Origin of the sequence: Prauserella sp. PE36 (assembly GCF_003311655.1) — a bacterium.
Lineage (GTDB): Bacteria > Actinomycetota > Actinomycetes > Mycobacteriales > Pseudonocardiaceae > Prauserella_A > Prauserella_A endophytica.
In genome coordinates this window covers 49,836-62,796 of sequence record NZ_QEQT01000027.1, presented here as the reverse complement: position 1 = coordinate 62,796, position 12,961 = coordinate 49,836, and the positions used below count along the sequence as shown (strand labels likewise).

14 protein-coding genes are annotated in these 12,961 nt (G+C 69.4%); 8 read left to right on the top strand and 6 right to left on the bottom strand.

What is annotated here, in order from left to right; all coding sequences use genetic code 11:
* Positions 1-46 precede the first annotated feature (46 nt).
* Positions 47-712, bottom strand: coding sequence for a response regulator transcription factor (locus DI005_RS01065; protein ID WP_112271621.1), 666 nt, complete (start codon positions 710-712; stop codon positions 47-49).
* Entirely contained in the window at positions 709-1,839 is a 1,131-nt protein-coding gene (locus DI005_RS01060) for a sensor histidine kinase (protein WP_113641009.1), read from the bottom strand. The genes DI005_RS01065 and DI005_RS01060 overlap by 4 nt, the downstream gene beginning before the upstream one ends.
* Before the next feature lie 131 nt (positions 1,840-1,970).
* Between DI005_RS01060 and DI005_RS01055 the strand changes: the two genes are divergently transcribed.
* Complete coding sequence (locus DI005_RS01055; RefSeq protein WP_113641008.1) at positions 1,971-2,813, top strand: class I SAM-dependent methyltransferase; 843 nt, start codon at positions 1,971-1,973, stop codon at positions 2,811-2,813.
* Entirely contained in the window at positions 2,810-3,382 is a 573-nt protein-coding gene (locus DI005_RS01050) for a YHS domain-containing protein (RefSeq protein ID WP_112271627.1), read from the top strand. The genes DI005_RS01055 and DI005_RS01050 overlap by 4 nt, the downstream gene beginning before the upstream one ends.
* A gap of 161 nt (positions 3,383-3,543) precedes the next feature.
* Here the strand turns inward: DI005_RS01050 and DI005_RS01045 are convergent, their stop codons facing one another.
* Positions 3,544-4,518 carry a sugar-binding transcriptional regulator gene (locus DI005_RS01045; protein ID WP_113641007.1) on the bottom strand — a complete coding sequence of 325 codons (975 nt, stop codon included), beginning with the start codon at positions 4,516-4,518 and terminating at the stop codon, positions 3,544-3,546.
* 126 nt (positions 4,519-4,644) lie between these two features.
* On the opposite strand from DI005_RS01045, the gene DI005_RS01040 reads away from it, so the two are divergent.
* From DI005_RS01040 to DI005_RS01020, 5 genes are all read left to right on the top strand, one after another.
* A complete protein-coding gene (locus DI005_RS01040) occupies positions 4,645-5,664 on the top strand; it encodes a zinc-dependent alcohol dehydrogenase family protein (RefSeq protein ID WP_113641006.1) in 1,020 nt (339 codons plus the stop codon).
* On the top strand, positions 5,657-7,021 hold the full coding sequence (locus DI005_RS01035; protein ID WP_113641005.1) for a sugar ABC transporter substrate-binding protein: 1,365 nt from the start codon (positions 5,657-5,659) through the stop codon (positions 7,019-7,021). Before DI005_RS01040 ends, DI005_RS01035 begins: the two co-directional genes overlap by 8 nt.
* On the top strand, positions 7,018-7,950 hold the full coding sequence (locus tag DI005_RS01030; RefSeq protein ID WP_112271634.1) for a carbohydrate ABC transporter permease: 933 nt from the start codon (positions 7,018-7,020) through the stop codon (positions 7,948-7,950). Before DI005_RS01035 ends, DI005_RS01030 begins: the two co-directional genes overlap by 4 nt.
* The gene (locus tag DI005_RS01025; protein WP_112271636.1) at positions 7,947-8,756 is read left to right on the top strand and encodes a carbohydrate ABC transporter permease; all 810 of its coding nucleotides are present in this window, start codon (positions 7,947-7,949) and stop codon (positions 8,754-8,756) included. Before DI005_RS01030 ends, DI005_RS01025 begins: the two co-directional genes overlap by 4 nt.
* Positions 8,757-8,934: 178 nt before the next feature.
* Positions 8,935-9,756 (top strand): SAM-dependent methyltransferase, encoded by an 822-nt coding sequence (locus DI005_RS01020; protein ID WP_113641004.1) that lies wholly within the window; start codon positions 8,935-8,937, stop codon positions 9,754-9,756.
* Between the two features lie 84 nt (positions 9,757-9,840).
* Here the strand turns inward: DI005_RS01020 and DI005_RS01015 are convergent, their stop codons facing one another.
* The gene (locus tag DI005_RS01015; RefSeq protein WP_112271640.1) at positions 9,841-10,392 is read right to left on the bottom strand and encodes a hemerythrin domain-containing protein; all 552 of its coding nucleotides are present in this window, start codon (positions 10,390-10,392) and stop codon (positions 9,841-9,843) included.
* A gap of 69 nt (positions 10,393-10,461) precedes the next feature.
* Positions 10,462-11,505 carry an AI-2E family transporter gene (locus DI005_RS01010; protein ID WP_113641003.1) on the bottom strand — a complete coding sequence of 348 codons (1,044 nt, stop codon included), beginning with the start codon at positions 11,503-11,505 and terminating at the stop codon, positions 10,462-10,464.
* A 129-nt stretch (positions 11,506-11,634) separates the two neighbouring features.
* Between DI005_RS01010 and DI005_RS01005 the strand changes: the two genes are divergently transcribed.
* Positions 11,635-11,937: a DUF3040 domain-containing protein gene (locus DI005_RS01005; RefSeq protein WP_112271642.1), complete on the top strand. Its 303-nt coding sequence runs from the start codon at positions 11,635-11,637 to the stop codon at positions 11,935-11,937.
* Between the two features lie 174 nt (positions 11,938-12,111).
* Here the strand turns inward: DI005_RS01005 and DI005_RS01000 are convergent, their stop codons facing one another.
* Complete coding sequence (locus tag DI005_RS01000) at positions 12,112-12,954, bottom strand: phosphoribosylaminoimidazolesuccinocarboxamide synthase (protein ID WP_112272069.1); 843 nt, start codon at positions 12,952-12,954, stop codon at positions 12,112-12,114.
* Positions 12,955-12,961: the final 7 nt, after the last annotated feature.

Sequence of the window (12,961 nt, the reverse complement as noted above, 5' to 3'; positions counted from 1 at the left end):
TGATCCGTAGACTGAAAGCGCTTTCAGTGCCCACAGATCCAGAAGCTTACAAGCTGCGCTTCGGCGAAACCAGCCCCGACTCGTAGGCGAACACCACGAGCTGGGCCCGATCCCGGGCGTGCAGCTTGGTCATCGCCCTGCTGACGTGGGTCTTCGCGGTGGTCGGGCTGATCACCATGTGCTGGGCGATCTCGTCGTTAGACAGGCCGCGCGCGACGAGCGCCACCACCTCGCGCTCGCGATTGGTGAGCCGCTCCATGCTCTTGCCGATGTCCGGTTCCGGCAACCGGGACACGAACTCGCCGATGAGCCTGCGCGTGATCGACGGCGCGAGGAGCGCGTCGCCGCGGGCCGCGACCCGGACGGAGTGCAGTAGGTCCCCGGGGTCGATGTCCTTAACGAGAAACCCGCTCGCACCGGCCCGCAGCGCGTTGAACACGTACTCGTCGAAGCCGTAGTTGGTGAGCATCACCACGTGCACGCCGTCGAGCCGGGGGTCGGCGACGATGCGCCGTGTGGCCTCGATGCCGTCGAGCACCGGCATCTGGATGTCGATGAGCGCGACGTCGGGCACGGTCTCGGCCGCGAGCTCGGCGCCCTGCGCGCCGTCGGCGGCCTCGCCGACCACCTCGATGTCGTCCTCCGCCTCCAGCAGCGCGCGGAACCCGCCGCGGATGAGAGCCTGGTCGTCGACGAGCAGTACCCGGATCACACGCGCTCCCTCGCGGGGAAGACGGCCTCCACCGTGAACCCGCCCTCCGGTCGCGGCTCCGCCCGCAGGCGCCCGCCGAGCGCGGTGACGCGTTCCCGCATGCCGATCAGCCCGACGCCGGGGACAGGGGCGGCTCCCGGCCTGGCCGCGCCGTCGTCGTCGACCCGCACGGTCAGCTCGTGGGCGCTGTAACCGATCGTGACCGTCGCCGTCGCCTCGCCCGCGTGCCGCGCGACGTTGGTGAGCGCCTCCTGCACGATCCGGTACGCGGCCTGGTCGACGTCGCGGGGCAGCGCCTGCGGCTCGCCCTCGACGGCGACCGTGGCCGGCACCCCGGCGCGGCGCACCAGGTGGTCGAGCCGGGCGAGGCCGGTGCCGGTGTCCTCGTCGTCGGTGCGCAGCACCTCCAGCGTCGCGCGCAGCTCGCGGGTCGCCTCGCGGCTAGCGTCCTGCACGGCCACCAGCGCGTCGGGCACGTCCTCGCCGCGCTTCCTCGCCAGGTGCACGGCGACGTCGGCCTGCACCTTGATGATCGAGATCTGGTGGGTGAGCGAGTCGTGAAGTTCACGGGCGATGCGGAGCCGTTCCTGCCCGGCCCTGCGCAGCGCCGCCTCCTCGCGGGTGCGTTCGGCCTCGGCCGCCCGCTCACGGGCCTGTTCCAGGTACGCCCGCCGATGCCGGGTCACCTCGCCGAGCACGAGCACCGCGACGAACCAGCCGACAGGAAGGATCGCCTCCTGGATCGCCTGCCCGGCCGCCATGCCGTCCTCGGTGTCGGCGAGGTTGGTCGCCACCGCGAACACCACCAGCGGTGCCGTGACGGCCAGCGCCAGCACCCGGTGTCCCACGGCGGTGACGGTGTAGACGGCGACGAGCACGGGCACAGTCGCGATCGGCCCCGGTTCGACGCTCGCCGTGTAGACCAGCCCGCAGACGAGGCTGATCGCGAGCACCGTGCGGGGAGACCGGTTCCGGAAGGCGAGTACGAGCGAGCCCACGAGCAGCAGCGCGTAGTCGAGCGCGGTCGGCTCCGAGGGGCCGACGACGGCGTCGAGCACCGCCAGCGCGGTGACCCCGGCCGCGAGCGCTGTGTCGAAGGGGTCGAGAAGTCCCCGGACCTGTGCCATGTCCGAACACTAGCCGCAGAGCACGCCGATTCCGTTCTCCGGCGGGAGTACTTCCCGGGGAGTAGCCGCGTGGCGGAATCGCCTTCAGGTGACCGACGCGGACGGACCGCGACGGCGGAAGCATCGTCGGTATGCAGACCATCGTGAACATCGAACAGGCGAGGGCGTGGAACGGTGCCGAGGGAAAGCACTGGGCAGACCACGCCGACCGCTACAACGCCGTCAACGCCGGAACAAACGACCCGCTGTTCGCCGCCGCGGCGATCGGGGCCGACGACCGGGTGCTCGACATCGGCTGCGGCACCGGGCAGACCACTAGGATCGCCGCTGGCCTGGCGAGCGGGGGCAGTGCGTTCGGCATCGACCTCTCCGCGCCGATGCTCGAGCGGGCGCGGCGGACGGCGCTCGCCGAGAACATCGAGAACGTGACGTTCCAGCAGGGCGACGCGCAGGTGTACCCGTTTCCCGCCGGTGGGTTCGACGTCGCCATCAGCCGCGCGGCGGTGATGTTCTTCGCCAACCCGGTGGCCGCGTTCGCCAACATCGGTAGAGCGTTGCGGAGGGGCGGGCGGCTCGCCTTCGTCGCACTGGGCGACCTGGCCGGCAGCGACCTCGGGCGCCTCTACTCCGGCGTGTTCGGGCGGTACCTGCCGGAGCACTACGGCGAGCCGGGCGCGGAGGGTCCGGCGTCGCTGGCCGATCCCGTACGGGCCAACGGCGTGCTCACGGCCGCGGGGTTCACGCGCGTGACGGCGACCCCGTTCAGCGTGCCCATGCGCTTCGGCGCCGACGCCGTCGACGCGGCGGACTTCCTGCTCTCCTTCGGGCCGGTACCGCACTTCCTGCGGGCGGCCGGCGAGGCCGAGCGGCTCGGCGTGCGCGCGGCCCTGCTCACCGAGCTCGGCAGGCACGAGCGCGCCGACGGGGTGTCGCTGTCCTGCCCGGCCCTGCTGGTGAAGGCGGTCCGGCCATGATGTTCGTGGAGGTGTTCACACCGGAGGGCTTCCTGACGAGTGAGCGGCGCGATCGGCTCGCCCACGACCTCGTGAACGAGGTAGTGAAGGCCGACTCCGCTCCGCCGGAGGTGCTGGAGGCGGAGCGCGCGATCTCGCACGTCGTCTTCCACGAGGTCGGCACCTGGTACACCGGCGGCCGCCGCGCGGAGCACGGGTTGCTCGTGCGCGTGAGCGTTCCGGAGGGCTGGCGCGAGGACATGAGCCCGTACCTCGTCGAGATCTACGGCAGGCTGCTGGGCGATTCCGCGGCGATGGTGCACGTCGTGGGCGTGCCCGAGGGCGGCCTCGGCCTCGGCGGGGAGGTGTTGCGCGCCAACGACATCGTGCGGCTGATCACCCGGCCGTTCCGGGAGTCGGGCGCGCAGCGGGCCGAGCCGCCGGCCGGCTCGGGGCTCGACCCGGTGTGCGGCATGTACGTCCCGTTCGAGCACGCGGCGGGCACCGCCGAGCGGGACGGCACCAGGTACGCCTTCTGCAGCAAGGGCTGCCACGAGGTGTTCGAGGAGGAGCGGACCCGGCTGCAGTGAAGGCCACCTTGCCTGCGTTCAACGCAGTGAAGGTGGCCTTCACTGCAGGGGTTTCCCTCCCTCCGCCTCGACCCCGTAGCCCATTCAGGTGATCTGAACGGCCCCCAAGGCCACCTTTGTTGCGTTCAACGCAACAAAGGTGGCCTTGGGGGAAGGTGGGCTCAGGTGCGGTTGGCGGCGATTTCGAGGGCGTCTCGGGCGGCGTCGGCGTCGGTGATGAGGGTCGACACCATGCCCGAGCGAAGTACCGCGTCGATCGCCTCGGCCTTCGGCCTCGTGTAGCCGAGCGCGATCACCTCGGGCACCTGGCGCAGCTCCTCGTGGCTGATCGCCAGCACGTGGTGGGCCAGCCCGGTGGACAGCGCGTTGCCGTCGGCGTCGAACAGCCTCGCCGCGACCTCGGCCTTCGCCCCCCGTTTGCTGATCGCGTCGCGCTCGGCGGGGGAGAGCGAGTCGTACACGGTGGACTCGTTCTCCTGCCAGGCTCCGATGCTCACCACGGCCTTGGTGAGGTTGCGGAACTGCCCGAACGTCTCCGCGATGCCCGGCTGTCTGCGCAGCGTCTCCGTGGTCCGCCGGTCGGGCAGCACGAGCGGCGCGAAGATCGGGTACGCCTCGCCACCGGACACCCGCGCGAGCCTGCTCACGGTCTCCACCGACCGGTCGCGCATGTCCATGCCCGCCTGTACTCCGCACAGCTGCACGATGGGGCAGCGCGGCAACGCGTCGATCTGCTCGGTCATCACGTTGACCGAGCGCGCCCACGACAGTCCGATCACGTCGTCCTTGGTCGCCGTCTCCGCGAGCAACTGCGCCGCCAGTGCCCCGATTCGCCTGCGCAGTTCGGGCCGGGTCTCGCGGTGTTTCGCTCGTTCGAGCACCAGCGCGCGTTCGAGGCCGTAGGCGGAGCGCAGCTCGTCGCACAGCGCCGGGTCGATCGGGGCCGGAAGGTCGAACTCCACCCGCACCAGGCCCGTTTCCCTTGCGGTGTCGAGTATGCGGGCGATCTTGAACCTGCTGAGCCCGAAGGCTTCCGCGATCTCCAGTTTCGACTCGCCCCGGACGTAGAAGCGGTGGGCGATCGAGGCCGCCTGAACCGAATCAGACAAGCTGAGAGGCCGACGTCTAGCGCTCATCTGAGCACTATAGCGCGAAATTGCCTCGAAAGGTTGACGTAACACTAGGGGGAGTTCTTCAATGCCAGGCACATGCACTGTGGTTAATAGTTCGTAAAGTGCTCAGATGAGCAAGGAGTGGGTGGCATGCGAGCCGCGATCGTCGACCAGCCGGGGTCCCTCAGAGTCGGGGACGTGCCGGATCCGAAGCCGGGCGAGCGGCAGGTCGTGGTGAAGGTGGGCGCGTGCGGCATCTGCGGGACCGACCTGCACATCGCCGACGGGCACTTCCCGCCGACGCCCTACCCGATCGTGCCCGGCCACGAGTTCGCGGGCGAGATCGTTGAGCTGGGCGCCGACGTGCCCGGCGGCTGGCGCGTCGGCGACCGCGTCGCCGTCGACCCCTCGCTGTTCTGCGGCTACTGCACCCCGTGCCGTTCGGGCCACGGCAACCTGTGTGCCAACTGGGGTGCCACCGGTGACACCGTCGACGGCGCCTTCGCCGAGTACGTCGCCGTGCCGTCCGCCAACTGCTACCGGCTGCCCGACGAGCTGACCTACCAGCAGGGCGCGCTCGTGGAACCCGTCTCGTGCGCGGTGCACGGCGTGCGCAGGGTCGGCGTCGAGGCGGGGGAGCGCTTCCTCGTGATGGGCGCGGGCACGATGGGCCTGATCATGCAGCAGCTGCTGCAGCGCGCGGGCGCTCGCGTCACCGTCGTCGACCGCAACGCCGCCCGCCTGCCCAGGGCCACGCGGCTCGGCGCCGAGGCCGTGGTCACCGACGTCGCGGAGCTGAACGGCGAGAAGTTCGACGCGGCCGCCGACTGCACCGGTGTGGTGCCAGCCATCGAGGCCGCCTTCGACTCGCTGCGCAGGGGCGGGCGCCTGCTCGTCTTCGGCGTCGCGCCCGAGGAGGCGCGTGTGGCCCTGTCGCCGTTCCGCATCTACAACGACGAGATCACCGTGGTCGGCTCGATGGCCGTGCTCAACAGCTTCGGCGCCGCCCTGGACCTCGTCGCGGCCGGTGCGATCGACACCGGCGCGCTGCTCACCGACACGCTGCCGCTCGAGCGGTACCCGGACGCGCTCGCGCTCATGCGCAGCGGCTCCGGACTGAAGGTGCAGGTTGTTCCAGGAGGTATCCCAGGAGGCAGCAACGATGCGTAACGCCTTCGGCAGGCGGCGGCGTGGCCGGCTGTCAGCGGTCCTGTTGTCCGCACTACTGCTGGTCACCGGATGCGCCGGGGCGGGAGCCATCGGCGCGGGCACGCAGACGCTGGTGATCGCGATCGTCGCCAACCCGCAGATGAACGACGCCATCGCGCTGTCCGACCGGTTCGAGCGCGAGCACCCCGGCATCGAGCTGAAGTTCGTGTCGCTGCCGGAGAACCAGGCCCGCGCGAAGATCACCGCCTCCACCGCCACGCAGGGCGGCGAGTTCGACGTGGTGATGATCAGCAACTACGAGACGCCGCAGTGGGCTGCCAACGGCTGGCTGGAGAACCTGCAGCCCTACATCGACTCCAGCGAGGGCTACGACGCCGACGACTTCATCCCCAGCATCCGCCAGTCGCTGTCCCACGAGGGCTCGATGTACGCGGTGCCGTTCTACGGCGAGTCGTCCTTCCTGGCCTACCGCAAGGACCTCTTCGACCAGGCCGGGCTCACGATGCCGGAGAACCCCACGTGGCAGCAGATCGCCGACTTCGCCGCGAGGCTCCACGACCCGGCGAACGGCATCGCCGGGATCTGCCTGCGCGGCAAGCCGGGCTGGGGCGAGAGCCTCGCGCCGTTCACCACCGTGGTGAACACGTTCGGCGGCCGGTGGTTCGACCGGAACTGGAACGCCCAGCTCACGTCGCCGGAGTTCAAGGCGGCGGCCAACTTCTACGTGAACCTCGTGCGCGAGCACGGCGAGACGGGCGCCTCCAGCGCCGGGTTCTCCGAGTGCGGCACGCGCTACGGCCAGGGCCAGGCCGCGATGTGGTACGACGCGACGGTGATGGCCGGTACCAACGAGGACCCGGCCAGCAGCACGGTGGCGGGCAAGTCCGGCTACGTCGCCGCACCGGTGGACAAGACCGACGCGAGCGGCTGGCTCTACACGTGGTCGCTGGCGATGCCGAAGGTCACCGAGAACAAGCAGGCCGCGTGGGACTTCATGCGGTGGATGACCGACAAGCGGTTCGTCCAGACGGTGGGCGAGGAGTTCGGCTGGAACCGCGTGCCGCCGGGCTGCCGCCAGTCCACCTACGACATTCCCGAGTACCGGGAGGCCGCGAAGGCCTACGCGCAGCCGACCCTGGACGGCATCCGCGATGCCAGCCAGGACAAGACGATGACCGAGCCGGTGCCCTACCCGGGCATTCAGTTCGTCGGCATCCCCGAGTTCCAGGACCTGGGCACCCGGGTGAGCCAGCAGCTCTCCGCGGCGATCGCGGGACAGAAGTCGGTCGACGAGGCGTTGGAGCAGGCGCAGGAGTACGCCGAGACGGTCGGCCAGGCCTATCGGGAGACCCAATGACGACGACCGAGATCGCTCCTGCTCGGGCCGGTGAGAGCGCCGAGCAGCCGAAACCGCGCAGGCACGCCAACCCGTGGAAGCGCAGGGCCCCGTTGCTGCCCGCGCTGCTCTTCACCATCGCGGTGACGCAGATTCCCTTCCTGGTCACGGTGTTCTACTCGTTCCAGTCGTGGAACCTGGTGCGGCCGGGCTCGCAGCACTTCGTCGGCTTCCAGAACTACGTCGACGTGTTCGCCGACAGCACGTTCCGCGGCGCGATGCTCAACACCGTCGTGCTCACGGTGGTGTGCGTGTTCGTGTCGATGGCACTCGGGCTCGGGCTCGCCTTGCTGCTCGACCGCAAATTCACCGGCAGGGGCGTGGTGCGCACGCTCATCATCACGCCGTTCCTCATCCTCCCGGCAGCCGGTGCGCTGCTGTGGAAGACGACGATGTTCGACCCGGTGTACGGGCTGCTCAACTTCGTGCTCGGCACCGACATCGACTGGCTCTCGGAGTTCCCGCTCGGGTCGGTGATGGCGCAGGTGGTGTGGCAGTGGACGCCGTTCATGACGCTGCTGATCCTCGCCGGGCTGCAGGCGCAGTCCAAAGAGGTGCTGGAGGCCGCGCAGGTCGACGGCGCGGGCCGCTGGCGCACGTTCGCGTCCATCACGCTGCCGCAGCTGAGCCGGTACCTCCAGCTCGCCGCGCTGCTGGGGGCGATCTACATCGTCAACTCGTTCGACGCGATCTACCTGATGACCCAGGGCGGTCCGGGTACGGCGAGCACCAACCTGCCCTTCTACATCTACCAGCGGGCGTTCGAGGGCTTCGACGTCGGCCAGTCCTCGGCGATGGGCGTGATCGTGGTGATCCTGACGCTGATCGTGGCCACGTTCACCCTGCGCCTGATGTTCCGGACCTTCGACGTGAGCGGGGGTGTGAAATGAGGCTCGGCCGCATCTCGCTGACCGCGTTCACGTGGCTGGTCGCGATCCTGTTCGTCTTTCCCGTCATCTGGATGGTGCTGACGTCGTTCAAGACGGAGGCCGACGCCTACACCGATCCACCGAGGCTGTTCTTCTCGCCGACCCTGGAGCAGTTCGCGGGCGTGTTCGAACGCGGGTTCCTGCCCTACCTCGCCAACTCGGCGTTCGTCACGGTGGTGTCGACGCTCGCCGTGCTGGTGCTGGCGATCCCGGCCGCCTACGCGCTTTCGATCGCGCCGGTCAAGGGCACGAGCAACGTGCTCGGCTTCTTCCTGTCCACGAAGATGCTGCCGATCGTGGCGGCGATCATCCCGCTGTACGTGATCTCGCAGAACGTGCAGCTGCTGGACAACGTGTGGGCGCTGAACATCCTCTACACGGCCATGAACCTGCCGCTGGCGGTGTGGATGATGCGCTCGTTCTTCCTCGAGGTGCCGAAGGAGATGATCGAGGCCGCACGGGTTGACGGCGCCAAGCTGCCGACGCTGCTCTACAAGGTCGTGCTGCCCGTCGTGGCGCCCGGCATCGCGGCGACCGCGCTGATCTGCGTGATCTTCTCGTGGACGGAGTTCTTCTACGCAGTCAACCTCACCGCAGCGCGGGCCGGCACCGTGCCGGTGTTCCTGTCCGGCTTCATCACCAGTGAGGGCCTGTACTGGGCGCAGCTGTCGGCCGCGGCCCTGCTCGCCTCGCTGCCCGTGATGATCATCGGCTGGATCGCGCAGAACCACCTCGTCCGCGGCCTCTCCATGGGCGCCGTCAAGTAGAGGAGCGTCCGCGGCGCGGATCGTGGTGCGCGCGGGGTGCGTGAGCTGGGCGAAGTCCACGTCCTCGACCCCGAGACGACGTTGTCGATCACCCGAAACTCCCAACCGCAGTGACGCCGTGTGGCGGAACGGCTACGATGTCCAGCGTCCCGCATATGGTGAGGAGAGCGAGCCTTCAATGTCCTCCGACAGCGCAGCAGTCGACTCCGAGATCGTCGTACTGGACAACGGGGTGCCGACGGCCGCCCGCGTCTACGACGTCATGCTCAACGGCAAGGACAACTACGCCATCGACCGGCAGGTCGCCGAGGCGAGTCTGTCCGTGATGCCGGAGCTCAAGGAGATCGCACTGCACAACAGGGCGATCCTGCACCGCGTGGTGCGCCACCTTGCCGCCGAGCAGGGCATCACGCAGTTCCTCGACTTGGGCTCGGGGCTGCCTACGGTGCGCAACACGCACGAGGTGGCCCAGGAGGCCAACCCCGACGCGAAGGTCGTCTATGTCGACATCGACCCGATCGTGCTGGCGCACGGCAGGGCGCTGCTGCAGGACAACGAGAACACGCGCGTCGTCACCGCCGACCTCCGCAAGCCGGAGGAGGTGCTCTCGCACCCCGACGTGCAGGAGATGATCGACTTCAGCAAGCCGGTGTGCGTGATGCTCTGCGGCATCCTGCACCACCTCGCCGACGACGAGGACCCGAAGGGCATCGTGCAGGCCCTGCGGGAGGCCGTGGTGCCCGGTTCGTACTTCTTCATCACGAACTTCACGCGGCTGTCCGATTCGCCGGAGAGTGAGGAGCTGGAGAAGGTCCTGCTCTCGCAGCTGGGCACCGGCCGCGTCCGGACCCCGGCGGAGCTCGAGGAGTTCTTCGAGGACCTGGAGATCCTGGCGCCCGGCATCGTGCCGCTGCCGCTGTGGCGGCCCGACGAGATCGTCACCGACGCGACGACGATCGGCGTGCGCTTCATGACCGGCGGGGTCGGCAGGAAGAACTGAGGTGCTTTCCGGGACGCGGGCGGCGTAACCGGCTGATCACCGGAAACCGCCCGCGCCCCGGAATGACTTGACGCGTCCCTCACCTCACGTCGCGCGCCCGCTGAGCTTGTCGCGCATCCGGTCGATCAGGCCCGCGCCCGGGTCGAGGATGCGGTTGGCCGGCGGCTTGTCCGGCGACTGCGGGTGCGGCCTCGTCGGTGCCTTCTCCTTGGCCCGCAACACCTTCTCGCCCAGCTCGCGCAGCTCGTCCTCGCTGCACGCCGCGCGCAGCTTGGGCAGCAGATCGTTCTCCTCGTCCTCGACGTGGTGGCGGATCGAGTCCATCAGGTTGCCGAGCAGCTGGTCGAACTTGGGGTCGGTGGCGTCCATGTCCTCCAGCTGCTTCATCAGCAGCTCGGCCTCGGAGTGCTCCTCGATCTCGTGGTCGGCGAGCTCGTTGCCGTTCTCGAGGTGCTTGCGCGCGGCGGGGTACATGAACTGCTCCTCCGCGACGGAGTGCCGGACCAGCTCGGCGATGACGTGGTCGGCGAGCTCCCTGCGACGGCGCGGGTCGGTGGCCTTGTCCTCCAGCTCGGCGAACACCCGCTCGACCTCGCGGTGGTCGTTCATGATGACGCTGATCAGGTCGTCGGTCATGGGGTGGCTCCTCCTGCTCGGTTGCCTGGCAGGCGGCGGAGTACCCGGGTCCCTGCCTGCGAAACGGGCTCACGCGCGGTGTTCGGCGATCGTGGTCACCACCGCCCGCGCGGCGGCCACGGCGGGCACCGCGAACAGCACACCGGCGATACCGCCCTCGGTGCCGCCGATCACGAGCGCCACGAGCACCACGGCCGGGTGCAGCTTCGAGAGGTTGCCCTGCAGCACCGGTTGCAGCACGTGCCCCTCCAGCTGCTGCACGCCGAGCACCACGCCGAGGATGATGAGCGCGGCCACGCCGCCGTTGCTCACCAGGGTCACCGCGACCGCGACGATCCCGGACACGACGGCGCCCACGTAGGGCACGAACCCACCGAGGAACACCAGCGCCGCGAGCGGCACCGTGAGCGGGACGCCTACCACGGCGAGGCCGATCCCGATGCCGATCGCGTCGATGAGCGCCACGAGCGCCGTCACCCACACGTAGGTCACGACACTGCGGTAGGCCTTGCGCCCGGCATCGTCCAGGATCGTGCGCGTGGGGGTGCGGAACGGCCGCAGCAGGAACTCCCACATCTTCGGCCCGTCGTACAGGAACATCACGAGCAGCACGGTGGACAGCAGCAGGCCGATGGCGACCGCGCTCACGGTGCTGAAGGCGCCGAGCGCCTGCGAGATCACGGCCTGCTGGTTGCCGCCGAGCCACTCCTGCACCCGGTCGGACAGTCCGCCCTCGAACTGGAACGGTCCCCTGCGCAGCCAGTCCTCGACCTGGGCGATGCTCTCGGCGAACTGTAGCCGCAGCTCGTCGAAGTTGTTGAGGATGGAAAGCACGACGAAGGCCACCAGGCCGCCCGCTACCATGAGCCCCGCGATCAGCGAGGCCACCACCGCGAGGCCGCGTGGCCACCGGTGCCGGCACAGGAAGGCCACCAGCGGCTGCAGGAACGCCGAGAGCAGCAGCGCGATCGACATGGGGATCAGGACATAGCTCAGGTGCTGGACGACGTTGCGCAGCGCCCACAACGCGAGAAAGAGCAGCAGCAGCTCGGCTGACACGATGGCAGCGCTGCGCAGCAAGCCCGCGCTCAGCCGCAGGCGGGGCCTCGACATGCGCTGCGGGTATCCATTCGCGTGCATCCGGAAACAGTGGTCGTTTGCCGTCCGCTCCGCGGGGTAGCCAAGGGGCCCCGAACGCGCTGAGCGACGGCCCGTGTCCTTGAGTGAGCCCAGGAGCCGACCATGTTGAGCCATTACGAACGACAGGAGCTGGAACGGATCGCGCAGAGGTTCGAGCACGACGATCCCGAGCTGGCCAGTGCGCTCGGTTCGTGTGCGCACCCGCGTGGCACGCTCAGGCTGTCGAAGCTCGCCCGTCTCGGTCTGGACCTGTTCGCCGGTGTGCTCGTGGTGCTGGGCGCGCTCACGCTGAACTTCGGGCTGGTGTTCGTGGGCGCGCTGCTGCTGATCTGCGCCGCGTGCGCACACCTCAAGGGCTGGAGCCCGATCGACCCGCCGCCCACGCAGTACCGCCGCGTGGAGTGACCGAGGCCAGGGTGCCCCGCTGCAGTGAAGGCCACCTTCACTGCATCCAACGCAGTGAAGGTGGCCTTCACTGCGCCCGCCCGTCTCCCACCACCACCCAAACGGAGACGCTGCCCGCCGCAGTGTTGATTCCACGCAGTGAAGGTGGCCTTCACTGCGCCCGTAGGACCTTTCCTAGCCGGTCCAGGTGTTGCCGGTGATGCGCTCGTAGGCCTCGGTGTAGCGCGCCCGGGTGGCCTCGACGATCTCGGGCGGCACCTCCGGCCCCGGCGGGGTGCGGTCCCAGTCGGTGCTCGTGGCCCAGTCGCGCACGAACTGCTTGTCGAACGCGTGCTGCGTCCGGCCAGGTTCCCACTCGTCGGCGGGCCAGAACCGGGACGAGTCGGAGGTGAGCACCTCGTCGGCCAGCGTCAGCGTGCCGTCGGCGTCCCGGCCGAACTCCAGCTTGGTGTCGGCGACCAGGATGCCCCGGGTCTCGGCGTGCGCGGCGCCCCTGCGGTAGATCTCCAGCGTGAGGTCGCGCAGCCGCTCGGCGGTCTCCCTGCCCTCCTGCCGCACCACGTCGTCGAAGGTGATGAACTCGTCGTGGCCGACCTCGGCCTTCGTGGTGGGGGTGAAGATCGGCTCGGGGAGCTTGCTGCCCTCCTCCAGGCCCGGCGGCAGCGCGACGCCGGAGACCGTGCCGTACTTCTGGTACTCCTTCAGCCCCAGCCCGGCGAGGTAGCCGCGGGCGATGCACTCGACCTTGACCATCTCCAGCGGCTTGCACCGGATGGCCCTGCGGGCGAACTCGGGCGGCACGTCGGTGCCCGAGAGCACGTGGTTGGGCACGACGTCGCCGAAACGCTCGAACCACCACAGCGAGAGCTGGGTGAGCAGCGCGCCCTTGCCGGGGATCGGCGTGGGCAGCGTCACGTCGTACACCGAGACCCGGTCGGAGGCGACCAGGAGGATGTCGCCGCCGTCCTCGTAGAGATCCCTGACCTTGCCCGCATGGATGTGCTTCACGCGGCTCAGCATACGT

Coding starts and splice junctions, on each gene's coding strand:
- DI005_RS01005 (WP_112271642.1), top strand. CDS start 11,635: ATGTTGAGCCATTACGAACGACAGGAGCTGGAACGGATCGCGCAGAGG.
- DI005_RS01035 (WP_113641005.1), top strand. CDS start 5,657: ATGCGTAACGCCTTCGGCAGGCGGCGGCGTGGCCGGCTGTCAGCGGTC.
- DI005_RS01055 (WP_113641008.1), top strand. CDS start 1,971: ATGCAGACCATCGTGAACATCGAACAGGCGAGGGCGTGGAACGGTGCC.
- DI005_RS01040 (WP_113641006.1), top strand. CDS start 4,645: ATGCGAGCCGCGATCGTCGACCAGCCGGGGTCCCTCAGAGTCGGGGAC.
- DI005_RS01050 (WP_112271627.1), top strand. CDS start 2,810: ATGATGTTCGTGGAGGTGTTCACACCGGAGGGCTTCCTGACGAGTGAG.
- DI005_RS01020 (WP_113641004.1), top strand. CDS start 8,935: ATGTCCTCCGACAGCGCAGCAGTCGACTCCGAGATCGTCGTACTGGAC.
- DI005_RS01010 (WP_113641003.1), bottom strand. CDS start 11,505: ATGTCGAGGCCCCGCCTGCGGCTGAGCGCGGGCTTGCTGCGCAGCGCT.
- DI005_RS01030 (WP_112271634.1), top strand. CDS start 7,018: ATGACGACGACCGAGATCGCTCCTGCTCGGGCCGGTGAGAGCGCCGAG.
- DI005_RS01015 (WP_112271640.1), bottom strand. CDS start 10,392: ATGACCGACGACCTGATCAGCGTCATCATGAACGACCACCGCGAGGTC.
- DI005_RS01045 (WP_113641007.1), bottom strand. CDS start 4,518: ATGAGCGCTAGACGTCGGCCTCTCAGCTTGTCTGATTCGGTTCAGGCG.
- DI005_RS01060 (WP_113641009.1), bottom strand. CDS start 1,839: ATGGCACAGGTCCGGGGACTTCTCGACCCCTTCGACACAGCGCTCGCG.
- DI005_RS01025 (WP_112271636.1), top strand. CDS start 7,947: ATGAGGCTCGGCCGCATCTCGCTGACCGCGTTCACGTGGCTGGTCGCG.